The sequence below is a fragment of the Bacteroides ndongoniae genome (assembly GCF_900108345.1).
Lineage (GTDB): Bacteria > Bacteroidota > Bacteroidia > Bacteroidales > Bacteroidaceae > Bacteroides > Bacteroides ndongoniae.
On record NZ_FNVV01000013.1, the window covers coordinates 692306 to 716112 of the forward strand.

Sequence of the window (23807 nt, forward strand, 5' to 3'; positions counted from 1 at the left end):
CTTTATATGGTTAAAATTAAAGACTAAAAGTGACATATACGGCAGACTGTACCCGTACAGGCTGTCCGTCTTTGATTCCGGGTGTCCATTCCTTTAAGGACTTGACCACTCTTACGGCTTCGGTATTGAGATTGGCATGAACCTTTTTCACAGCCGTAACATCAGATACCGAACCGTCTTTCTCCACTATAAAGGAAACAAGCACGTCGCCCTGAATCTTCTGCTGTTTGCAGATCATGGGATAACGTATGCTTCGGGCAATATCCGCCAGCAATGCTTGGTTTCCACCGGGGTATTCCGGCTCCTTATCCACCTCGCTGCCTTTGTACACCTTATTGGGGCTTACCTTGGATTGTGCCGGTTCTCGTCTATCTTCCTTCGGAGTGGTTGGCATACCAAATCTTCTTTCGGGAGTATCTTTGTCTGTTTCTTTTTGCTCTTCCAGTTCCTGTTGTAATATTCTTTGCAACACTTCACTGGAGATAAGAAAACCGTTAAACTTGGAAGGAGCGTACCCGGAGAATGCCGATACCACTTCGAAACTGAATGTTTTTCCCTCCTCGATACGTGGGAAATAATAAGTGCCCGCTGTTTTTATCCGATTGCCCGGCATCAGGTAGAACAAGTCTATGGGCAAACTGCGGCTTGTCTTCTGTGCCACTCCCTTTATCTGAAATTTATAGCCGCCATTGGCGCGTCCCGTACAAGTAACGCTGGTAACATGCCAATAACGATCCACTCCGGCATCGCATTTGAACGGCACATTTACCGGATAACTCTTGGGAGGAATGGAAAAACTTGTTTGCGCAAAAGTCGCATGACTCATGAAAAATACCCCTAAGACAATGAGGCATAGTAAAATAGATAATCGCTTCATACGTATATCGTTTTATAGTTTTTAGATTCATCAGAGTTTAAACGTGATAGGCAGAGTGTATTCCACATTTACCGGTTTGCCATCCTGTGTACCGGGAATCCAACGAGGCATGGACTTCACTACGCGGACAGCTTCCTTATCCAAATAAGGATCTACAGACTTGGTAACACGAATATTTGAGATAGAGCCATCGCTCTTGACTGTAAATTTCACCAACACTTTGCCTTGTATTTTCTGTTCCTTGCAAACTGTCGGATACTTTAGATTCTTTGATAAAAATTGTACCAATGCGGTGATACCACCGGGAAATTCCGGAGACACCTCTCTCTTGTTCTGGGAAACTTTTGCCATCGAAGGCAAATCATTGATAGTTCTTGCCTCATTTGCAGCCTGTGTATCCAAACAATTGCCAATCAGCAGTGCGGATAGTAAACTGCTCAAAATAATTTGTTTTTTCATACAGTTTTATTGTTTAATTATCAATACGTTACATTATTCATTTATTTGCGATAAAATCCGGAACTGTCGCGTCCCCATTTGCCGCCAAATTGGTCGGTATAATCACACTCGCTATAGGGAGAATCTTGTGTAAGATGATATAATGTTCCAGAATCAGTAAAACTTGCTGTTTTCAAACCACTTGAACTGCTTGATGATGAACCGCTCCAAGACTCCGTCGCTCCCTTATGCAAGTCTTTAAAACCGAGAATACCCATAATAAGACCTATCCCGTTGCCTATACTGAATCCCCATTGGGCCATATCCCACATGGTACCAGAGTCTATCCAACCCAGCCAATCAAGAATAAAACCTACTGCCAATCCAATCGCTCCAACAATCAAACCTACAACCAGCATCAATGCGAAGAATTGTAACACAATCTTGATAATGTAGATGGCTATGCCTAAAAACAGTATCCACTTTATCGCTGTGAACCAAGCCGATTCTCCTTCGGAATCAAACAACCAAGAGGTTAAGTCCCATGACTCTTCTTTGGTGGAAGTACCCGCTTCGTCTGTTTCTGTTACGGCTTCCAGATACGATGCGCTGACATAACCCTGCCAGCCATTATAATTGATATTAGCCCATCCGTTTTCTATAGATACAACATCAATCACGTTATCCTTAGACAATTGTCCTAATAGTTTTCCGTTTTTATTGGCTGAAGCTCGTACATTAAGACCGTTGGGAGCGGTCACTCGATAATGATCTGCAAAAGATTGCGTACATAGGGAAAAATTAAGGATTAGAAACAAAACCCATTTAACAATGTTTCTGCTAACGAACATATTCTTCAGCATACAAATACTTTGCTGGCTATATCTGTTCATCATAAATTAAGACTCTTGCAGTCCCGTAGAGTCTGCTTGATTAAACCACGAAGCGTGGAACTGCAAATGCCACGTTCTAAGTCGGAGGTCGTAGGAATAACCTTTATTCAGAGTATGGTAATAGCAGCCCACGCTATAGCGTGAGAAACCAATTACGCTTTTCTCTCTGAATAGTCTTGAATTTCCTACGTTCCCGACTTCGAGATAAGCATAACGCTTCTTTCTTTTCTAATATGTCTTGGAAAGAGTTTCCTCAATCCGGCACAAAGGTAGTGAAATTTCATGAAACAGGACCTTATATACCGTGATTTTCTTAAAGTTAGGAGTGGATTTTAAGTCTATTGTGCTAAAACCAATATTAAATAAACTGCAAGAAAGACAAATCTATTAAATAATGGGCTAACATTTTCTGAAAAACTCTGTAAGGATAGAAAAAATGTTTGAGATGTATGAACTCTTAAGAAAGGACGAAACTAAAAAACAAAAATATAGTATCTACTAATTTTAACAAGAATAGGTTTACTAATTTCCTATTTTACTATGATTAGTAAATACTATATTTAGTATCTGCTTATTTTCAGATAGTTGTTATCTTATCAGAAGGGCAAATCCTCCTTTTCGTCCTGCGGGAAATCGGCGGGAGGAACGGGTGCGCTGTCTGCACCGTTTACATCGTTGTCCGCTCCGGCTGCCGCACCCTCGCGTTTTCCGGTATTGATAAAGGCAATGCTTTCTGCCGTGATGGAGAGCTGTATTTGGCTCTCGCCATTCTTGTCTTTCCACAGGGAAGATGACAGCGTACCGTCAACGAGTATGAGTCTTCCTTTCGTCAGATATTCGGACAAATGGATATGGTTGTCCTTGTTGCTACGTACCCTTATCCAAGTGGTAGTGTTTTGTCCTCTTGAATAATCGTCAACGGCTATGTCCATAGCCATGAATGAGCCGTGTACTCCTGAAATAACCTGGCAATCTTTGCCGATGCGTCCGATAGTGTGAACATGTAACATAATAGAAAATTGTTTGTGGCAAGGTGGTTGGTCCTGCCGTTACCTAACTGTTTATTTTTTCCCTTCTTTCGGTTCCTTTCTCTGCCTGAACCGTTCCGGGATTTTATAGATGCGGTACATGGCTGCCGGTAGAGCTTTATGCGACGGCTTTTCTTGCCAATTACTCTTCGTAGAAGGAAGAATTTGCAAGAAATGCACTTCAAGCCGCCGGATCAAGCGCGGCAGCCGACCTTTGCATCTGAAAAACCGGACGGCGATGGCAGAGAGGAGACCGTAGAGGTTATATCTATAACTGATATAAAGGGAAGAGGGCTTCGCCAAAGTATAAGAGCAGAGGGAAAGAGAGAGGTATAAAAGGAAGCCGCCAACGGAGTTGCGGTATTTATAAACGGATATCGTGCCCTCCGCCAATGGTGTTGCCATAGGCACGATTCCCGTTTATAGCCTATTTTGACCGGGCCGGTATCTCAAAGAGAGGAAGGCAGCAAATCCCCCATCCTCTGTTCCGGCATAGTGCAAAATCCCCGAACGATAGTAGCTCCGTTTACACCCTCAAGTCTGGCGAACATTTGCAACGCGTCAAATCCACAGTCGAACTGTTCCATGCTGACAGCGGGGGCAAAATGAACAATACCGTGGGGATAGCTCTTCGAGACACCTATCCACCCACGCAAATAATCATCGAAGCGTCCTTCTGCTTTTGAGGCGTAGAACTCTTGCGAATGGGAGCTGCAAATACTTTTGCCGTACATTTCATCTCCTAAAATCAAAGTGCCTGTTTGCGGGTTATACATAAAACGCCGATTGGTTATCTGAAGAATATCTATGATTTCCCGTTTGACGTCGATAACCATCAGGATTTTTTCAACCTGCCGTTTTGTGCGTTTGCCTGTTTTACAGTTTTTCTTGTCCATCTCTTGTCTTTTATGTGAAACATCTGTTTTTTACCCTTTTTTCGGTTCTTTTCTCTGCTTGAACCGTTCCGGGATTTTACAGATGCGGTACACGACTGCCGGCAGGGCTTCATACAGCGGTTTTCCCGGCCAATTACTCTTTCGCAGAAAGGAAGAATTTGCAGGGAATGCACTTCAAGCCGCCGGATCAAGCGCGGCAGCCGACCTTTGCAGTTGGAAAATCGGACGGCAACGGCAGAGAAGAGACGGGAACGGTCCGGAAAGTATGACGGTAAAAGGGGGTACGGCCTTGCCGGATATAAATGCAGGAGAAAATGAAGTAGAAAAGAGTGCGGCTTGGGCGGGTCAGGCAATGGTCTGCCGGGGCAAACATGAAAGGGATTCTCCTTATCCGTCCCACGCCTGAATTTCGACCGAGCGGAATGAAAGCGCGGGGCGGATAAGAAGTATCGCCGTTTGCCCTTGACGTGGCAGGTCACAAGGGAAAGATACGGAACAGAGGCGGAAAGTCCGAAACCAGCGGCATAAAGACCGGTCGGGCTGTGGAATACCGTGTTGTTTCGACAGGTCGAAGCTCCGGCATGGAACGGCACGATCCGGGCTGCCGCCGGTTTTGAACGGGCCTCCCGTACCTTTCCCTGACGACTTGTTACGGCACAGACTTTCCACTGGTTCACGGGTTGGGAAAGCCGGTATATAATGGGGAAACAGCCTGAAGGTAAAAAAGGAGGAAGCCTCGTTTTGAAAAAATGACCGCCGCAGCTATGGCGGCGATCCGTCATCATTGGCATGTGATGAGCAGGTTACATTTTGGTTATTCGTCTTCGTAGTATGGTATGCCATGCCTTACCACTGTCTTTTCCATTTCTTCCCACCAGACTTCACTATGGCGGTCGTCGTCAAAATCTATGGATTCATTGTCACCGAGCCGCAGCCTGTCGCGTGTCTCCATTTCCGTTTCAAACACGATCTGTTCCATCTGTTCGTCCGTAACATGACAGGTGTCGAATGGTTCCGGCAAGGATTCCAGTTCCCGGCGGGAGAGTTCGGATTTGCCGCAAACGAAAACCTTGTCGTAGAAAGCGTCCTCTTTCGGCGGCAGTTCGGGGTCTTGTTCCGGCAGCATGTCCGGACAATCTGAATCGTACAGGTGGTTCTCGCCGCGTTCCTGCGTCTGCCGGTTGTTTTCAAGCTCATACATTGTAAGTTTCATTTTTTGAATTATTTTTATGGGTTATACAAGTTATTTATTCACGTGGGCGTATCTTTTGTAATTTCTTTCCATGTTTCAATTTGTTTTTAAGTTTTTATTTCCCTCGGTTCGAACGATTACAGGGAGGGAAGTCCGATGCTTTTTTCTGCCTCGTCTTTGCATCATAGGATTTGCGGCAAGGATTCCATGAAAAATACGCTTGGAATGAAATGAGAAGGAAGATTTTTCATCAGGAAAATCGAAGATGGGCCTTGCGGCAAAGTTTTGAGATGCAATCAACTTTGCGGGAAAAAAGTGTCGGGCTTTGCGGTCGTCGGTCCGTGATGGTAACTCAATCTACAAGAGGTGGAAGCAGAAGTCTGCTTATAAAAAGGAGTATGATATAAAAGGAGTCATCGGAGGTACAAGGGGCAGATTCCGCTACAACCGGGTATGGCCGTCGGCAGACCGTAAGGTGAAAAAAATCCCCCTGCCCAGTCATTGTGAACTGAACAGAGGGAAAAGGTTAAATTTATGAATTACGGTCAGGCCGCTTTGTCGCCGGCCTCGTGTCCGGAAAGGACTGGCTGCGTGCGTTCCGCCTCTTTCATGCTTTCGTCAATCCGGTGCTGTAAAGCGTTGCACTCCTGTTTGAGCCTTGCCAACTCGTCCGCCTTGCTCCACTTACGGGCTATGATTGTCTCTAAGGTAGGTATCTCGCTCTCCAGCTTGGCTATCTTCTGCCGTTGTTCCTCAATCATGCCGGGCAGCTTTTCAAGGGCGGCTTGCGGGTATCGGGAGGATTCCACGAAGCCCAGAGGCAATGCTCCCGATATGCCGCAACGGTATTTCAGCCCGCTTACACCCTCGACGAGGAACGTGTTGCGGTAGAATGTACCGCCCTTGTCATATTCACTGTACACCGACAGGTTCAATCCGGCATACGTGCCTATCGTGCTGATTGCCCCGTTGCGGTAGGTTTTGGAAATGCGGTGCAGTTCCCGTCCGGTCTCTTCCGCCGTAGCTTGTGCGAGGTTCAACAACCGGGTCGTCCGGTCTCCGGTGTAAGAGGTGATATACTCCCAGTCCTGTGTCATGCGTTCTGCCGCACTCTCGGCCTTTATCATATCTTCCTGATTGGCGGCTATCTTGCGTTCGGCCCTGATGCGGTCTTTCTTGAAAATGGCCTGTTCCTTTTCGAGCTGCATAATCTTGTTGTCGAGTTTTGTTTTCTCCAACAGGTCGGTATTTCCCGACAAGAGAGCCACGAACTCGGCGAAGTTCATGCCGTTGTCCTCGTCCATAGCGTCCTCGTCGATACGGCGCACGGCAATCGTGCCGTTGTTGATTTGGTTAATGAACATCTGCTTGTTCTTCAACAGGTTAAACTTGTAAGCGTCGAGTGTCTTTTCAGTGCCATAAATCACCACGTCCACAGTGTTGTTTCCCCAGAGCTTGACGGTGTTGCCCTTGCGTACCGCCCTGCCGTTGCGCTGTTCCATGTCAGCGGGGCGCCAAGGTATCTCCAGATGATGCACCGCCACGGCCCTTTCCTGTGCGTTCACTCCCGTTCCCAACATCGAGGTAGAGCCGAACAACACCCGTACCCTGCCACTGTTCATGTCCGCAAAGAGTTTCTTTCTCGCCCGTTCGGTCTTGGCGCACTGGATAAACTGGATTTCATCGGCAGGAATCCCCATAGCCACCAGTTTGTCCTTGATGTCGCTGTAGATGTTCCACTCGTTCGGCTTGTAGGTGGAAAGGTCGCTGAAGACGAACTGTGTACCCCGGTTGGCGGTCGAACGCACGTAGTAGTCGTAGATTGTCCGTGCGCAGATAGAAGCCTTGTTGTTCCCGTCGTCGCCGAACTTGTCGCCCAACAAGCGCATATCGAGGGACATCTTGCGTGCCACGTTGGTAGCGACAAGCATTTTTGCCTTGTCGAGATTGTCCGGTTGCGGAATATCCAACCCCAAATCTTCCCATTGTCCGCTGTGTGCAAAGGCGACGAGCCGCCCGATCATTTCCTCTTGTTGGATAGTGGGCGCACTGGAAAGGAAACGCACGTTTTTGTCCGGCACGTCGAGGTTTATCATGTCGGCGGTACGATAGTCGGTAATCTCCCGCAGGAACATCGCCAGTTCCGGCACTTTGATATAAGTACGGAAACGCTCTTTGCGCTTTATCGTACCCGTTACGTTCAGCTCGTAATCAGCGGTCTTTTTCGTGAAGATAGCCGCCCAAGCGTCGAAACAGCTTACTTGTTGCCGTTTGAGTTCCCTCGGACGCAGGTATTTGAACATCACGTACAGTTCGGTCAGCGCATTTACGACCACCGTACCGGAAAGGAACGTAGCCCCCAAGTCCTTTCCCGTGCGGCGTTGAATGTCCCGAATGGCAAACAAAAGGTTCATCGCCCTTTGCGAGCCTTGTGCGTTGCCGATACCCGCTACTCTCGTGTGGCGTGTCTGGAACATCAGATTTTTATAGCAGTGGCATTCGTCCACAAATATGTGGTCTATGCCCATCAAGCGGAAATCGACGGTATCGTCTTTCCGGCGGTCTATCTTCATCTGCAGTTCGGCGAGCTTGGCTTTAAGGTTCTGTTTCCGGGTTTCCAGTCCTTTCTGCATTCTGCCGCTCCGGTAGCGCATGGTGGACTGTTCCAACACTTCGAGGCTGCGCTCCACGTCGGCCAGTTCTTCCGAGAATATGTCGTACATGGTTTCTTCGGACTGCGGAATCTTGCTGAACTGGTCGTGTGTCAAGATAATACAATCCCAGTTATTGTTCTTGATCTTTGAAAATACCTCTTTGCGGTTGGCAGGGGTGAAATCTTCCTTGCCCGGATAGAGCACCTTGGCTGCGGGATATGCCTTGCGGAACGTGTCGGCAATCTCGTGCACGTTGGCTTTCAGTCCGATAATGAGAGGCTTCTGAACCATTCCGAGACGTTTCAACTCATAAGCGGCCACGCACATAATCATCGTCTTGCCCGTGCCGACCTCGTGCCAACAGATACCGCCGCCGTTCTGCTTTATCATCCAAATGGCGTCCTTTTGCGACGGATAGAGGCTGTCGTAGGAGAACTGCTCGAAAGAGAGGCCGGGGAATGTCTGCGCCGAGCCGTCGTAGTGCGGACGCACGTAACAGTTGAAACGCTCGTTGTATGTCCTTACCAGTTCGTCCCGGACTTCCAAAGGCTCGTTGTCGAGCCACTGGTTGAAACGTTCTCTGATTTCCTGTATCTTGGCGGCGGCTTCCTGTATGGCTTCCTCGTCCGGTACTCGTACCTTGCTGCCATCCCGGTATTCCTCTCTCGTTATTTCGGGAACGGTATCGTGCAGGGCGTGTACAAACAAGTCCTCGCCGTTGTAGCTGCGCACGGAATAGGTATTGTATGCCACAGGCGAATATCCCTGCAGCCGAATCAAGTAAGTGTCGTTCACGTCGAAATACATCACGTTCGCACCCACTCCGAAGAGTTCGGAAGCAAAATCGGCGTACAGTTTCGTATCTATCCACCGCTCGCCCATGTTGATGTCGAGTTCTTCATAGGGTATCGGTTCGGGTATGGCGTTCTCCAGTGCCTTTGCAGACGCTTCGACCCATTCTTTCTCCTTTCCGGTGAGGTCAGGGAGAAATGAAAGTGTCTCTTGCTGCTTGGCTATGACATTTCCGGCAAGGAACTTCCCTTTGTGCTCCCATTCTCCGGCTGCCGGATTGTAGAAGATTTCCCCTTGCAGGGCTTCGATGATTTCTTCTTCGTCCTTGCCTGTGGCTTGTGCCATGTAGTCCATATCGACCTTGCCGTAAAAGTTCAGACTGCTTGCCAGAGCTTCTATTGGTGTGAGCGTTTCCGTGTCGTTTATCTTTTTGAAAGCAACGGGTTCACGCATGATGTCGGCTTTGAAGATGTCCCTGCCGACCTGCATTTCTATCGTGAACACCTCCGTACCGAGACTGTCGAGCATGATAAACTCCTTGTTGTCGTTATCGTGGAAGAATCCCCATTTGGCAACAAAGGCGTCATATAGGGCATTGAGTTGTTTACGGAACTCCGGGTACTCCTTTTGTTCTTCCCGTTCCCTGCCGGACAGCTCGAAATACGCCTTGCGTATGGGGAAATAGTCGGCGGCCCTGTCCGTGTTTACCTTGCCATCGTCCACCGGCACGAAATCGACGGCTGTCTCCGTGTAACGGCTCGACTTGCGGAACCGGAGCGTACCTACCTGCCCCTCGAAAACGACCATTGCGCCGTTCTTCATCCATGTTTCCATGTCCTCTGTGTAGGCACGTATGCCTTTGGCTGTCTGCGGCTCGCCGAAAAGAGACATCTGTACGGGGGCGTTGTCTTGGCCGTGACCGCCGAAAAGAGCCTTGCGAAAATAGCGGTCGAAATCGTATTTGAGCAGTGCGGAAAGGTATTGGGACATGGCGTTTTCATCGCCAAACCACTGGTATTTGCGAACGTACTTTCCGAACTGGTTCAGCGCAATGCGACTGTCCGTGGCAAGGGCGGTCTTGGGGAGGGTAAAGATTTTATTCGCATAGTCGGTCATTGTTCCTGCCGTGTCGGCCTTTTCCTTGGAGACCTGCAAAAACATCTTCTCCCGTAACGAGAGGGTCGCCTTGCGGCTGTGTTTCTGGAATATCAAGAGGTCGCTCCCTACCTCTATGCCACTTGTCTGCATGAAAAGGGTATCGGGCAGCCGTAGGGCCGTTATGAGGTCGGCATGGTTGACGAGGTACTCGCGCACGAACTTGTTGCCCGGTGTGTCGGCAATTCCTCTCGGCGCAACGAACGCCAGTAGGCCGCCCTCGTTCAACAGCTCCATTGCCTTGACAAAAAAGTAGTTGTGTATGGTCTTGGCTGACTGTTCGTACATGCCGCCTTTCTTCCACATTTCCGCATCGAATACCCGGAAATTGCCGAACGGGATATTCGAGGCGATAACATCGAAGCTCCCATGCTCCAGATGCTGGTCGGCTATCGTCTCGAAACCTGCCGTTACCGTGGTTGTCTTATCATGCAGAAGCGACAGGATAAGTCCCGTAAGGCAATCTTTTTCAAAGGCGTAACCGCGAGTGTCGGGCATGGCGACGGGCAGAAAACCGCCGATTCCCGCACTGGGTTCGAGAAAGGTGCGCATTTGCAGGCCGTTATCCATGAATGTGGCGTGTATCTGCCGGGCTACTGCGTCTATGAGGAATTTCGGCGTGTAAAAAGCGGTCAGGACGGAGGATTTTATACTGTCGATGACGGCTTGCCGCATGGCATCGTCATAATAAGGATATGCTTCTATCAGGTCTTGCAACCTGTGGATATGCTCGGCCACATCATTGCTGACGGTGTGTTCCGTTCCTATGCTCAACACGTCTTTAATACCCCCGAAACCGGAATATCGGGATAATACCTCTTTCTCTTGGTCGGTGGCCTGTCGGTCGTCGATACGGATTTTCATTGCCGTTGCAATGGCTTCCACGTTTGCCACCAGTGATTTCAATTTGTTGTAACTCATAATTTAACCTTGTTTTTGTTTCCCTCTGTTCGGCCTGTTTGCGACCGCAGGGATTATTTTTCTGCCCTTTGAAGGTGGCAGGGACAATCGAACAAGGCTGAAGCGAAAAAATACGCTCGACAACGGAGAGGAAGATTTTTACGCCTCACTCGCGGCGTAGCCGGCATTGGCAGGATTGGAACTGCCGGATACCTTTGCGGAAAAATAATACCCCGCAGGTCGCTGCAAGGCTGGGCACGGAAACCGACAGCTAAAAGAGGGAGGTATGAGAATGGGTACAAGGGCAACAGGACGAAACGGGCATAGAAAAGGAGAAAATCATCGTATAACAGGGCATCGTGCCGTCGGCAGACCGAAATACAAAACCCGTATCGAGCCTTACCCGATACGGATTATAGTTTCATTGTACAATCAGTCGATGTCGTAACCTATCATGTATTCATCGTTGATAAGCAAGTAATAGTAACCGTTCAGACAGCCGCGATATTCCTTGCTAAAACCAGCCATCACATCGCCGTTTTCTCGCGGCTCGCACCATAGCGTACCGTCATATCCGCGAAAGTCGAAACGCACGGTAGAAAACTGTTTACCCTGTTTCACGGCTTCCCTGAAAAGGTGCATATCCACACTACCGCAATATTTTTCGATTGTGGAAAGCCGGATACACTGGCCGTCTATGCGTGTGCCGGTCGTAATGCGGTTCTCGTAAAGGGATTTTTCCAAATCGGCATTGGCGATTTTACGCAGCCAGTCATTCGCGTGTGTAGCGAGCTGGGCAAGTTTCTGGTATTTTAAAATCATTTTCCTGTCCGTGTCCACTGCCTGCCTCCTGCTCTTGGGACGGGTAATATATCTCCTCGATACTTGCCCAGTTCGTAAAAATATAGCCTCTTTTCCGTTTCCCCGGTGCGACAATGCCGATGACATTTTCGTTACGGTTGATAAACAAACGCCTGCGTTTCCCCTCAATCTTTACATACAATGACGTAGGGTTTTGTTCGTTGCGGAGATAGGCTTCCGCCGGGTGAATAGTAAATGCTTCCATATCTGCAAATCATTAAGTTCTGTTTTTCTCGTTGTTGAATTTTCGGGGCTTGCGGTTCAGGGCTTCGGGATTTCGCCCGTTCTTTGCAGTACCCCGTCCCGATAGAACTCGATAATACCGGGCTTGAAGCCCATCTCGCCGAGGGCTACATACTTGATATAATCCCGGTATTTTTCGCCGGAAAAGTTCTTGCCGCATAAGTTGTTGAAGAACATCGGGATAGAAAACCCGTCCTCGCTCGACAGCACCACTTTGCCGTCCTGTCTGATTTCATCTGTCATACTCGTTTTGTTTTTAAGAGTTCGTTAAACATTGAAAGCCGTTTTTTTCTTTCCCTGCTTTCGCCTTGCGGTGCAGGTCTGTTTTTCGACTTTTTAAGGCAGAGAGAGGATAAAGCATCGGCATAATGAGCCAAACCCGGATAGAAAACCGACTATGCAATGGTCTGTTTTCGCCATCCGAATGGAATGCGGCTTGGCGTTTATGCGCTTTGTCCTACATTCGCCGACAAAAAGAGAAAGGCAGATCCGCCAACGTGAGAGAGAAAATTGCCGATACAACAGAAAAAAAACGGCGACAGGCAGGAGAAACTACCCCGAAAAATTTGCGCCGCAACAGGATTTATGTAATTTTGCAGTCGTATTTCAAAATTGCATAAACAAATATGGAGACAAAATATATACGCAGGGAATTATCCGCCGTGATAGAAGAGGCGTACCGTTACTTTTCGGTCATAACCGTTACCGGGCCCCGACAGTCCGGCAAGACGACGCTGATCCGTAATCTGTTTCCGCACCTGCCGTACTACTCTTTGGAGAACCTCGACGTGCGGAGCTTTGCCGAAAACGACCCGGTCGCTTTTCTGAACCAGCACACGGAGGGCATGATTCTCGACGAAGTGCATAATGCCCCGAACCTTTTGTCGTATATCCAAGGTATGGTGGACGCTGATGCAGACCGACGCTTCATCCTTTCGGGCAGTTCGCAGTTCGCCATGCTGAAAAAGGTTACTCAGTCCTTGGCGGGACGTACCGCTGTATTCGAGCTGCTGCCCATGTCCTACTCCGAGATACGGGAGATAGCTGCCGATACGCCGCTCGACCATCTGTTGTTTAACGGGTTCTATCCCGCCATTTATTCAGGGCGCAACGTACCCAAATTCCTATATCCGGCGTACATGAAAACCTATCTGGACAAGGACGTGCGCGATTTGTTGCAAATCAAGGACATGATGCAGTTCCACACGTTTATCCGGTTATGTGCCGGGCGTATCGGCTCGTTGTTCAAAGCCTCCGAGCTGGCGAACGAAATCGGCATCAGTTCCCATACGGTTACAGCGTGGCTGTCTGTATTGCAGGCATCCTATATCGTGGCCCTACTGCCACCATATTTCGAAAATACGCGCAAACGGCTGACCAAAACGCCCAAACTCTACTTCACGGACACGGGGCTTGCCTGCCATTTGCTCGGCATCGAATCGCCGGAACAGCTTGCAAGGGATAAAATGCGGGGAGCGTTGTTCGAAAATTTCATCGTAACGGAAGCGTTGAAACGGAGATACAACCAAGGTAAGGAGAGCAACCTCTATTTCTACCGGGATTCGAACCAGAACGAGGTCGATTTGTTGTTGAAAAAAGGTTCGGAATTTTACGGTATCGAAATCAAGTCGGCAATGACTTACCATGCTGATTTTGAAAAGGCATTAAAACAGATGGACGGCTGGGTCAAAGGTCCTGTAGAGGGCAAGGCGGTGATCTATGCAGGCACGCTCGAAAACACCGCAGGGGAAATCAAACTCTTGAATTACACTCATCTGGACAATGTGCTGGATTGATTTCGAAGGAGACAAAAGGTACCGTCAATCAACCTAAACGATATAGACGTATTTAATCCGGCCGATTATGGAAGCGAAACTTTGGTTTATTCTTTTGTGCAGTGTCGTGGCTCTTCTCCTATATGTCATCGGTTTCTGGAGAAGGAAGGCCGGAGAAGCGGCATTCGCAGCCGCACGGGCAGCCGCTACCGCCGAGGATCGTGACCGTTATTGCCGTCTGGCTGTCATGGCGGGCCATCGGGAGGCCTGCAAGATGTTCTGTCTTGCCCGTTCGGACTTTTTCGAGGACCACCGACCGCTCGAACCGTTCAAGTCACACGGGATAAAGGTCGTTTTCTACGGGTATTACTATCCTTCGCGGTACACAGACCTGCTCAACGAAGAACAGCGTGCGTTCTGCCGTTCCCTCTACCAGTTCAAAGAGGGTGAGAATCACGGTATCGGCTTTTTCAAGGCATGTATGTCCGCCTTGAAGCTGGACGATGCCCCTTACCACATCATGTTCATGCCGTGCAGCGACGAGTTCAAGTATGCCCGGCGGTTCAAGCGTCTTGACTGGTACATTAGGACCCATCGGAAGGGACGGACTTCGGGGCTGTACGATGTCGATGTGTTCGAGCCACGCGACAGCCTGCACGAGGCCAAGGGCGGCGAAAACCGCATCCTTGAAAGGAACTACCGGATTACGGGGGATATAAAAGGGAAACAGGTCATCATCGTGGATGACGTGCTGACGAGCGGACAGAGTATGGCTGACTACAAGGAGGAGATAGAGCGGTGCGGTGGCAAAGTGGTGGCGGCCATTTTCTATGGCAAGACCGTCAGCGTACCGCCGATGTTACTGGTAAAGGCTGTGGTCTGGGGCGGCTACATTAAAACTGGTTGAAAAAAATTGTTGAAACCAGCAATATGAAAGAACAAATAGAATGGGAAAGAAGAGGTTACGCTATTTGCTGAAAGGCTTCCGCATATCGGGTAAACAGCATAACCTCCAAAGTTCTGTAAATAGTTTTTAGGCTTGTATTATATAATTTCCTGCCACTTTTTTTGCCTATGCTTATAAAATTTGAGAGCCCACCAAGCTGCAAACTGAGTTAAATAACCCGCATGCAATTCAATACTATCTGTATATCTTGTAACATTTTCTGCAATCTTTTCCATTTGAATATAATGATTCCATATAGTTACTCTTTTATTATACTCATTTGAAACTATCTCTCTTGACTTTTTGTCTATCTTAATTATGCTTATTGTATGTTTTCCAATAGGGATAAATCTATGAAGGAACAATTTGAAGCAAAATGTCTCTCCCTCTTTCCAGACGGAAGGAACATCGTCATAGGATATAAAACTTGCTTTGGGTTTACAAATCTCCCTTAAAGTATCAATATCTTGAATCTTACACCAAATATTTTCAATGTCAGTTTCAAATACTGATGTCACTACAATTTTGCAACCTACAACTCTTTTGCCGTCCCGTGTCGTTAAACAAATCTTTTTTATCATACAGAAACAATTAAAACATTAAACATCTATTTATCTTATACTTATACTCTTTTGCGTATCTTTGTGCAAAGATAGATGCTATATACTCCAAGGGCAATAGTCATTTATAATGAGTACAGTTTAACTGTTTAATAATAAATGTTGTAGCAAGCATGATGATTGATGAAATAGAACAGAAAATCATAAATATACTTCCAACATCAAACACTATGTTTGATGAAATTGATTATTCCATTCTTGAAAAAAGGAAAGAAGACTGGATTAAACTTTCAGAAATTACGCATAGTATTGTATTGGTGTTTGATTGCTACACTAATAAATTTGTTTTTGTTTCTGACAATATTCCTAAATTATATGGAGTTGATTCCCGCAGGTTGTTTGTTGACGGACATCGGCAGGTTATAGAACTTATACATCCGGACGATATAGATTATGGATTACTTGTAAGAAAGAAAATCTATTCGATATTACGTTCATTCTCCGATGCAGAAAAGATGAACTATAAAGCCATTCATGAAATGAGGATAAGAAATGTCCGAGGTGAATATATCCGCATAATAGAACAGGAACAAGTTCTTGAGTTGGATAAATCGGGAAATATTTGGCTTATGCTGTCAGTTATTGACATTGATGCAAACCAAGAACTGGAAATAACCAAAAGCCATCTGTATAACTTAAAAACAGGAGACCAGATTTTTATAGATTTATCTGATACATTGAATGAGCCTTTGACAAATAGAGAATTAGAAGTCTTACGTTTGATGAAGCAAGGTTTGTTAAGCAAGGAAATTGCAGATACCCTGCAAATTAGCATTAACACTGTAAATAGTCATAGGCAAAACATATTGCAAAAGTTAAAAGCAAATAATTCTGCTGAAGCTATAAATTTTGCCCAAAGACTGTGCCTATTTGACAAAAAATGATATTCTTGTTCCCGTTTCATAGAAACAGATAAGGTAAGAAGAATAAAATCATGGACAACTATAGTTCGGTCAATGCCGCCACACACTCTTCGCGTATGGATCTGATGTAATCCAGTATCACTGACGGGTCAATGCTTTTGCCTTCGAGTTTGCAGGAAATATGCAGGTGTTCACCGGTGCTGCGTCCTGTCGAACCGGTAATGCCGACGACATCCCTCGGTCGGATAGCCGCTCCTTTCCGGGTAAGAACACGTGATAGGTGGCAATAGCTGACCGTGTAGTCTCCATGCCGTAAGGTCACATACTTACCGGAGGATTTGTCCTGCCCGACTTTCACTACCACTCCCGCCATCATGGCCATCACCTCGTCGCCCCTCGCATGGAGGTCGATTCCGTTGTGAAACTTCTTTTTTCCGGTAAAAGGGTCTTTCCGATACCCATAAAGCGAATTGATTTTCATCCGGCGCAGCGGATAGCTTACGCTAAGGTAACGCTCTATCCATACGTGCTTGCAGGTGTCGGCGGGTAATGCCGAGGCAGCGTCTCCTGCCGACGGTAAAGTGTCTTGGACGGAAAGCGTGTTTCCGGGCAAGGTCGCCACATTATCCCTATCAGCAGAAACGACTTCGACCCTGTATCGGGATGGTACGGTCGAAACCGTATTGAATTGTGCTTGGACCGGGCCTGCGACGCCCGCAATGCCCGCCATCAAAACCAGTAGTTTCTTTCTCATGCGGCAAATATAACCAGCTCCGCCCAAGATGTCCCGTTTCCACGACCTTTTTCGACCAAAGTACAATAAAAAAGGCATTCAGAGTATGAATTTATGCGTAAAATCATACTCTGAACATAAAAATAAACACTCTTAATACACTAATATTATTCTATTATATACAAGTAAATGAAAAGAATCTATCTTTGCAAAGTATAATTCAAAATACAAAATTAAATATGAATACAGTACGATTTGAACTAATTGAATTACCCTATCCGACACTGGCCCGATTCGGGCTTACACAGGAGATGATCGAGGACTTGCCGATGCGTGTCCTTGACGAGATTTGCGACGGCAGACACTCTCCCGTGCTTCCGGTCCGTGTCCTTGACGAGAAAGGAGAACTGATTGAGAGCCGCAGCCGCTTCGCCCTTGTCCGCAGGGACGACGGCCGGCCGGACGTGGTGTTTTATCCCGTTTTGGAATCCTCGCCGCTGGAACGCTATGACGAGGCGCAACAGAAACAGTTGCTCGACGGCAAGGCCATCATCGCAGACGTGGAAACAGCGGACGGGCGGCACAGCAAGGCATTCGTGCAGATAGACGAGGGAACGAAGCAAGTGATGTATGTCCCTACGCCGATTATCGGGCGCAATCTGCAAGTGCTGGCCGAAATAATGCATCTCGGTCCGGTAGAGGTAAACGGAATGCAAAACGGCGAACCTCTGACACTGGTCGTGGACGACGAACCCGTTACGGTGGGTATCGACCTGCATGACAAGACCGGCATCCGCTTCTGTTCGGGTGACAGCCAGAAATGGAAGGAACAGCCCAAGCGAGAGTGGGACAAGTACACTTTCGGCGTGTACGGCTGCTGGGTGATGGACGACGACGGCAACCTCGACTACGTTCCCGAAGAGGAATATACCGAGGAACTGTGGAATGAACAGAAGAAAAGCGCCGAGCGTAACCGTGCGGCGGGACTTCACAAATAACATCTTAACATTCATCAAATATGGCAGAACACCAATATTATCCCGAAGAGGTACTTATCGAGAAGATGGAGCGCGGCGAATATGGCTGGCTCGACTATGTGAACCATTTTTCAGCCGAGTGGCAGGAGGAATATACCCGCTATTGCAAGGAGCACGGTCTCATGGTGGGCAACGAATCCGCTGCCGAGTTCGTCCATTACAAAGACGAGCAACTGGAAGCGGCGATGGAGAACGAAGATGCATAACGGAAACCTTTTTAACAACGGATTATGGCGATACGAAAGAATACCAACCCCCGAATGATGGACCTGCAACCCGAAATGCAGGACATATTGAGGCGTAACGGTATGCAGGCCCACGTAGTCAGCGACGACACGGGCTACCGGCTCGTGGTACAGGGCCACGATTCGCCTCTGCTGACCTATGACCTTACCGAGCGTCAGATGTTGGCCCTGACAGACTGGGGGACAAACTCGGCCAACAAGAAAGCCTACAACGTGTTCACGAGCATTGTAGGGAAAGACTTTTATATGCCCAAGAACTTCGTCCATGCCCGTAACGCCAACGGTCGTGTCGCTATGGGACTGCACGGCTACCGTATCGGTATCGGCGAATACGGACGTGTGGGACGGCTGGGTATGCCGCCTCCGTTCCTCGGCTGGACGCCACGCCACCAGTGGGGTTTCCATCTGCGGCGGGTCGGCGGACAACTATTCTATCCGGGACCACCCATTGTCCCTGAACGGTGGGACGGGCGAATGAAGCCGGGCGAATTGCAATCGGGCGGCTACGGATTCTATTACAAGTACAAGGACGGACAACCTATACAGTCCGCACGACAGACCGATGTCCTGCAGGACTTGCAAACGGTCATCACGCCGATGGTCAGCCGTCCGCGTAGTACGGAACCGGCTCGTACCTACAAGGAGTTGATTGCTTCTCCGGTCTATTTTTCCAACGAGAAATGGCAGGAGTGCCTCGCCTCACATGGTCTTATCGTCGATAAGGAGGCACGGACCCTGACCGTACAGTCCGAAAAGGTGGCCGCCGATCTGGTCTATGACCTGACGGAAGAAGAAACGGCCGTCCTGACCTCCAACTCCATCGAAGAGCAACCTGTCGAGAAACGACTGGAAGTCCTGAACGGGGTAATCAAGGCGGATTTCGCCGACAAGGTAACAATGGCGGATCTCGACAGCGAGCGGCGTATCGCCCTCGGCCTGCACCCCGAAGTACAGGAGGAACTGACGCAACGTCAGCAACAGGAGCAGGAAATTCTCTCCCCGCTGGAAACCCGACTCCGGCAGGAGATGCCGTATGGCGCAACCGCTTCCGTCGATGGACGGGATATTTCCGTGCTCGACGAGCGCAAGGGCTGGTACCGGGAAGAACGGCACGGCAGGGAGGTCGAGGTCGACGAAATAGCCGTACACCCATCCCCCATAGAGGGTAAGTACAAGATGACGGCCGTCATCGACGGGCAAGTCATCAGCCACGAGATCAGCCAGAAGGATTACGACAAATTCCTTGCGGTCGATGACTACCACCGCATGAAAATCTTTTCGAAGATATTCAGCGAGGTGGACATGAAGATGCGTCCGGAAGCGCAGCGCGGTCTCGGCGTGAAGATTTTCGCTGCCCTCACGGCAGGAACCGTCATCACGGCGGGCGTTGTCCACGGCTTGCGGCATCATCATCACGGTCCGGAGTTCTACGGCGAGCGTTTCGGTGGCCCGCCACACCCGTATTTCAAACCCGGTGTCGATACGCCGAGAGACGTGGCCATACGCAATTTCGAGGCACAGATGAATCAGGATATTAACGATATGAGAAGAGGGAGATAAAGACAACTATGAGAGAAGGAGACCTAACCTACGACGACTTCCTGCAAAGGCTGAACATTCAGGATGTGCTGATTGACGCAGGCTACCACCTGAACCGGCGCGACGGCCTGCGTTATCCCTCGTATGTCCGTCTGGACAGCGATGGGCGGCGTATCCGCGGCGACAAGTTCATCGTGACGCAACAGGGAAAATGCTGTTTCCAAGCCCAGCAGCAGAAAGTCTATAACATCATCTCGTTCATCAAGGAGCACCCGCAGTTTTTCGCTGAATATCGTGTGGGCATGTCTCCCGACCGGCTGGTGAACCTCGTGTGCAACCGGCTGCTGAACCATCCCATCGAGGACCGGACAACATGGATTATCCAGCCCAAGCGGGACATCCGCCCGTTCGACATCGCGAACTACGACATCCACAAGTTCAACCCGCAGGACCGGGAGACACAGAAGAAGTTCTATCCTTATTTCAAGAGCCGGGGTATCGACCTCTACACGCAATATGCCTTCCACCGCCACTTCTGTCTGGCGACGAAACATCGTGAGGACGGTGCGGCATACACCAATCTCGCTTTTCCGCTGACCTTGCCCAAAGGCGACGGTACGGTCGTGGGCTTCGAAGAACGGGGACGTGCAAGAATGAACGGAAGCGGCAGCTACAAAGGCAAGGCCGAGGGCAGCAATTCGAGCGAGGGGCTGTGGATTGCCAGCCCTGCCAAGACCCCACTTGCGGAAGCCAAGCGTATCTATTGGTTCGAGAGTGCCTACGACGCAATGGCTTATTACCAGCTTAACCAGAAATGGGACAAGGAACTTAGAAAGGGAGTGTTCGTCTCTACCGGCGGAGCACCGAGCCAGCAACAGTTCAAAGCCATGACAGAGGCCACTCCACACGCTTACCACCATCTCTGCTTCGACGGGGACCGTGCCGGGCAGATCTTCGCCATCAACTTCGCGCTCACCCATGCGGGCAAGACATTCACCAGCAACGTGACGAAAGACGACAAACTGCAGGTCCGTATCAGCGGCGAGGAGAACCAGAACTACGAAATAAAACTCGAACCCTTCGACTTTCACAGGATAGTCGGCACGCTTTTACGTCCCAAAGAAATCTATCGGGAAGATGGTACGCTTGACTATCGGACAATCGGCGACGGATATTTGCAGGAGATGAGCATGGTGTGCCAAGATGAGTACGAGATGGCTCTTGCCGAGGGTTCGGCCAGTGAGGAAACGCTGGAGGGCATGAGACAAAATATCATGGCCATAGAGGATGCGATCCGTAATCTTCCCGCTCCCGGCGAGGACGGCACCGGCCTTATTGTGTACGAGCCCGCTGAAAAAGGCTATAAGGACTGGAACGAACAGCTCTTGGCAAAGGCCAAGCTGCAAGAATCAGTTCACGAAGAGCCGGCCAGAAGAGAAGAACCCGAACAGGAACGGCAAGTACGTTTCCACCGATGACAACACGGCACACCCCACATGAAACAATAAAAGAGAAAACAATGAATGACAAGGAACTTACACAGGACGATTTTTTGCAAAGGATTGACATACGGGATATACTGCTCGATGCCGGCTACCGCCAGAACCGACGCTTCGGTCTGCGTCTCTCCTCGTTTATCCGCACGGACAACGAGGGAAAGCGTATCCGGGGCGACAAGTTCGTCATCACACAGCATGGGAAGTGCTGTTGCCAACCACCCCAGCAGAAAGAATACAACGTCGTTTCGTTCATCAAGGAGCACCCGACGTTATTCGCGGAATATTATGAGGGAATGGACCTGAACCAGTTGGTGGACCTCGTATGCAGCCGTCTGCTGAACATACCCGTCGAAGAGGAATACGAGGTGCCGATCGTACAGCCCCAACGGGAGATCCGACCGTTCGACATAACGGAATACGACATTCAGAAGTTCGACCCGAAGGACCGGGAAGTGCAGAAGAAATTCGCCCCCTATTTCAAGCACCGCGGTATTGACCTCGGCACGCAGCACGCCTTTTACCGGGATTTCTGTCTGGCAACCCGACACTGCGAAGACGGGCATAGGGACATCTGCCTCGCTTTCCCGATGGCGTTACCCCAAAATACGGACAGAATCGTAGGCTTCGAGGAGTGCGGACGCGCCCGCTTGGACGGACAAGACAGCTACAAAGGCATGGCAGAAGGCAGCAATACGGACGAAGGGCTATGGATCGCCAGCCCTGCCAGAACGCCTCTTGCCGAGGCCAAACATATCTACTGGTTCGGGAGCGCCTACGACGCGATGGCCTTTTACCAGCTTCATCGGGCGCAAAACCAAGAGTTGCGAAAGGCGGTCTTCATTTCGACGGGCGGTGACCTGACCGAGAAACAGATGCGGGGCGTGCTGGAGCAGACAATCCCCGCCCGGCAGCATATCTGTTTCGACAACGACCATACGGGAAGCGTGCTTGCCAGAAGTCTGCAAAAGGAGATATACCGCACGATACGTGAGGCCATCGAGGTAACACCCGAACGGAAACCGTACCTCGATTCCATACCGGACGGCGACGATCTGGACGGAGGGGAATTTTATCTGCTGCCCAAGGGCGGTCTGCAAGAGAGCTGCATAGAGTTCGATGCCGAGCGGGATGAAGCCTTTTCGATGAGCTCGAGCAGGCTGTGCGCCCCGGAAGACGTACAGGACCAGATAAACAGGATGAACAAATGCTACCGGGAGTTCCGGGTGAAACTGCGGGAGTTCCTCGGTATCGACAAGGAACACGACGTCGCCATTACCCGTAAAGAGCCGGACTATCGCTATACGAGCTGGAACGGACAGCTTCTGGCCGAACGGAAGCAGCAGGAAGCATCCGTCGGACAGGGACAGGAGCAGGAGCCGGAAGAAAAAGCCGGACAGGAGCGGCAGACCCATTTTCGCCGATGAGCGCACTGCATCCCATACAAGACAGCCGGAACGTCATCCTGCGGCCGCACGCCGGGCAATTCGTCATAGACGAACTGCCGCTGATGTTCGTGTGCATGGCGGGGCTGGTGCACGGCGGCATGGAAGGTCTGCCATTGAGTAGTATGGCGAGAGTCGTTTCCTTATTTCTGCTCATCGTGCTGCTGTATCGCTTCATCTACCTGCGTCGGATACGTTACAGGGTCGGCGAAGAACAGCTTGTCAGCGAACACGGCATTTTCATACGCAGGGTGGACTACATGGAACTGTACCGTATCGTGGACTTTCAAGAACACCAGAGCCTCCTGCAACAGATTTGCGGGTTAAAGACGGTTCGCATTCTCTCAATGGACCGGAACACGCCAAGGCTCGACCTTATCGGCATACGGCGTAGGGACGACATCGTGGCGATTATCCGTGAACGTGTGGAAATCAATAAACGAAAAAAGGGAATCTATGAGATTACGAATCATTAGTATATGGGTGTGTGTTGTATTTGTCGGTCTGCTTCCGCAACTGGCCAAGGCGCAGATTGCTGCCTCAAACCCGCTGGAATGGGCGGCGTTGGCCGAGGGCAATGAATTGATTAACGGCCAGATAGATAAACAAATCAAAGGACAGACGCAGACTGCCCTGATGCAAAACAGTATCGCAGCAGAGTTCAACCGCATACACGAGTGGGAGAAACAGTACAACAGCTATCTCAAGACGGCGAGCGGCTATGCCTCGTCACTGAAAGCCTGCACGCACCTCTATAATGACGGCGTGCGGATTTTCCTCACACTGGGAAAATTGGGTAACGCGATACGGAACAATCCGCAGGGTATCGTTGCCAGCATGAACATGAACAACCTCTATATCGAGACGGCGACGGAACTGGTTTCCGTGTTCACGTTGCTGAACGATGCCGTGGCCAAAGGCGGAACGGAAAACATGCTCACGGGGGCGGAACGGAGCAAAACCCTGTGGGCGTTGAACGATCAGCTTGCGGCATTCAGCCGGAAACTGCATCTGCTCTATTTGAGCCTGCGCTATTATACCCTGAACGACGTGTGGAACAACATAACGGCGGGTATGATAGATCGCAGCAACGGCGAGGTGGCCCGTCTGGCCATGTCCCGCTGGCGCAGGGCGGCAGCCATCGCCCGTTGAAAAGAAGGGAAATAAAAAACGAAGAAC

General features: G+C 49.5%; 22 protein-coding genes and 1 pseudogene. 10 read left to right on the forward strand and 13 right to left on the reverse strand.

Going from position 1 to position 23807, the window contains the following annotated elements; genetic code table 11:
• Positions 1–16: 16 nt before the first annotated feature.
• From BQ5591_RS07180 to BQ5591_RS07225, 11 genes and pseudogenes are all read right to left on the reverse strand, one after another.
• The gene (locus BQ5591_RS07180; RefSeq protein WP_004294420.1) at positions 17–877 is read right to left on the reverse strand and encodes an energy transducer TonB; all 861 of its coding nucleotides are present in this window, start codon (positions 875–877) and stop codon (positions 17–19) included.
• Between the two features lie 30 nt (positions 878–907).
• Positions 908–1336 (reverse strand): energy transducer TonB, encoded by a 429-nt coding sequence (locus BQ5591_RS07185; protein WP_004294419.1) that lies wholly within the window; start codon positions 1334–1336, stop codon positions 908–910.
• Between the two features lie 41 nt (positions 1337–1377).
• Positions 1378–2211, reverse strand: coding sequence for an SH3 domain-containing protein (locus BQ5591_RS07190; RefSeq protein WP_004294418.1), 834 nt, complete (start codon positions 2209–2211; stop codon positions 1378–1380).
• A 593-nt stretch (positions 2212–2804) separates the two neighbouring features.
• Entirely contained in the window at positions 2805–3218 is a 414-nt protein-coding gene (locus BQ5591_RS07195) for a single-stranded DNA-binding protein (RefSeq protein ID WP_004294417.1), read from the reverse strand.
• A gap of 51 nt (positions 3219–3269) precedes the next feature.
• Positions 3270–3641 (reverse strand): hypothetical protein, encoded by a 372-nt coding sequence (locus BQ5591_RS21520; protein WP_007219658.1) that lies wholly within the window; start codon positions 3639–3641, stop codon positions 3270–3272.
• A gap of 44 nt (positions 3642–3685) precedes the next feature.
• A complete protein-coding gene (locus BQ5591_RS07200; protein WP_004294415.1) occupies positions 3686–4132 on the reverse strand; it encodes a hypothetical protein in 447 nt (148 codons plus the stop codon).
• A gap of 387 nt (positions 4133–4519) precedes the next feature.
• Complete coding sequence (locus BQ5591_RS21350; RefSeq protein ID WP_137570003.1) at positions 4520–4801, reverse strand: hypothetical protein; 282 nt, start codon at positions 4799–4801, stop codon at positions 4520–4522.
• A gap of 145 nt (positions 4802–4946) precedes the next feature.
• Positions 4947–5345, reverse strand: a complete 399-nt coding sequence (locus tag BQ5591_RS07210; protein ID WP_007219661.1) for a hypothetical protein — start codon at positions 5343–5345, stop codon at positions 4947–4949.
• A gap of 524 nt (positions 5346–5869) precedes the next feature.
• Entirely contained in the window at positions 5870–10846 is a 4977-nt protein-coding gene (locus BQ5591_RS07215; RefSeq protein WP_071148891.1) for an N-6 DNA methylase, read from the reverse strand.
• 411 nt (positions 10847–11257) lie between these two features.
• Positions 11258–11891, reverse strand: a pseudogene (locus tag BQ5591_RS07220) (hypothetical protein).
• 56 nt (positions 11892–11947) lie between these two features.
• On the reverse strand, positions 11948–12172 hold the full coding sequence (locus BQ5591_RS07225) for a DUF7688 family protein (RefSeq protein ID WP_004294411.1): 225 nt from the start codon (positions 12170–12172) through the stop codon (positions 11948–11950).
• Positions 12173–12555: 383 nt separating this feature from the next.
• Here BQ5591_RS07225 and BQ5591_RS07230 point away from each other — a divergent pair, with 383 nt between their 5' ends.
• Positions 12556–13725, forward strand: coding sequence for an ATP-binding protein (locus BQ5591_RS07230; protein ID WP_004294410.1), 1170 nt, complete (start codon positions 12556–12558; stop codon positions 13723–13725).
• 67 nt (positions 13726–13792) lie between these two features.
• Complete coding sequence (locus BQ5591_RS07235) at positions 13793–14611, forward strand: phosphoribosyltransferase family protein (RefSeq protein WP_004294409.1); 819 nt, start codon at positions 13793–13795, stop codon at positions 14609–14611.
• Positions 14612–14748: 137 nt separating this feature from the next.
• Here the strand turns inward: BQ5591_RS07235 and BQ5591_RS07240 are convergent, their stop codons facing one another.
• Positions 14749–15231 carry a hypothetical protein gene (locus tag BQ5591_RS07240; RefSeq protein WP_007219669.1) on the reverse strand — a complete coding sequence of 161 codons (483 nt, stop codon included), beginning with the start codon at positions 15229–15231 and terminating at the stop codon, positions 14749–14751.
• Positions 15232–15383: 152 nt separating this feature from the next.
• On the opposite strand from BQ5591_RS07240, the gene BQ5591_RS07245 reads away from it, so the two are divergent.
• The gene (locus BQ5591_RS07245) at positions 15384–16154 is read left to right on the forward strand and encodes a LuxR C-terminal-related transcriptional regulator (RefSeq protein ID WP_007219670.1); all 771 of its coding nucleotides are present in this window, start codon (positions 15384–15386) and stop codon (positions 16152–16154) included.
• A 58-nt stretch (positions 16155–16212) separates the two neighbouring features.
• Here the strand turns inward: BQ5591_RS07245 and BQ5591_RS07250 are convergent, their stop codons facing one another.
• The gene (locus BQ5591_RS07250) at positions 16213–16965 is read right to left on the reverse strand and encodes a M23 family metallopeptidase (RefSeq protein WP_007219671.1); all 753 of its coding nucleotides are present in this window, start codon (positions 16963–16965) and stop codon (positions 16213–16215) included.
• A 140-nt stretch (positions 16966–17105) separates the two neighbouring features.
• Here BQ5591_RS07250 and BQ5591_RS07255 point away from each other — a divergent pair, with 140 nt between their 5' ends.
• Genes BQ5591_RS07255 through BQ5591_RS07285 form a run of 7 tightly spaced genes read left to right on the forward strand, consistent with a single transcriptional unit; the run spans position 17106 to position 23780 of the window.
• Positions 17106–17864 carry a DUF4099 domain-containing protein gene (locus BQ5591_RS07255; protein WP_004294405.1) on the forward strand — a complete coding sequence of 253 codons (759 nt, stop codon included), beginning with the start codon at positions 17106–17108 and terminating at the stop codon, positions 17862–17864.
• 20 nt (positions 17865–17884) lie between these two features.
• The gene (locus BQ5591_RS07260; protein WP_004294404.1) at positions 17885–18109 is read left to right on the forward strand and encodes a hypothetical protein; all 225 of its coding nucleotides are present in this window, start codon (positions 17885–17887) and stop codon (positions 18107–18109) included.
• A 24-nt stretch (positions 18110–18133) separates the two neighbouring features.
• Positions 18134–19708, forward strand: coding sequence for a hypothetical protein (locus BQ5591_RS07265; protein ID WP_004294403.1), 1575 nt, complete (start codon positions 18134–18136; stop codon positions 19706–19708).
• An 8-nt stretch (positions 19709–19716) separates the two neighbouring features.
• Positions 19717–21165: a toprim domain-containing protein gene (locus BQ5591_RS07270; protein WP_004294402.1), complete on the forward strand. Its 1449-nt coding sequence runs from the start codon at positions 19717–19719 to the stop codon at positions 21163–21165.
• Between the two features lie 41 nt (positions 21166–21206).
• On the forward strand, positions 21207–22610 hold the full coding sequence (locus BQ5591_RS07275) for a toprim domain-containing protein (protein WP_004294401.1): 1404 nt from the start codon (positions 21207–21209) through the stop codon (positions 22608–22610).
• Positions 22607–23104 (forward strand): PH domain-containing protein, encoded by a 498-nt coding sequence (locus BQ5591_RS07280; RefSeq protein WP_004294400.1) that lies wholly within the window; start codon positions 22607–22609, stop codon positions 23102–23104. The genes BQ5591_RS07275 and BQ5591_RS07280 overlap by 4 nt, the downstream gene beginning before the upstream one ends.
• Positions 23085–23780, forward strand: coding sequence for a hypothetical protein (locus BQ5591_RS07285; protein ID WP_007219674.1), 696 nt, complete (start codon positions 23085–23087; stop codon positions 23778–23780). The genes BQ5591_RS07280 and BQ5591_RS07285 overlap by 20 nt, the downstream gene beginning before the upstream one ends.
• Positions 23781–23807: the final 27 nt, after the last annotated feature.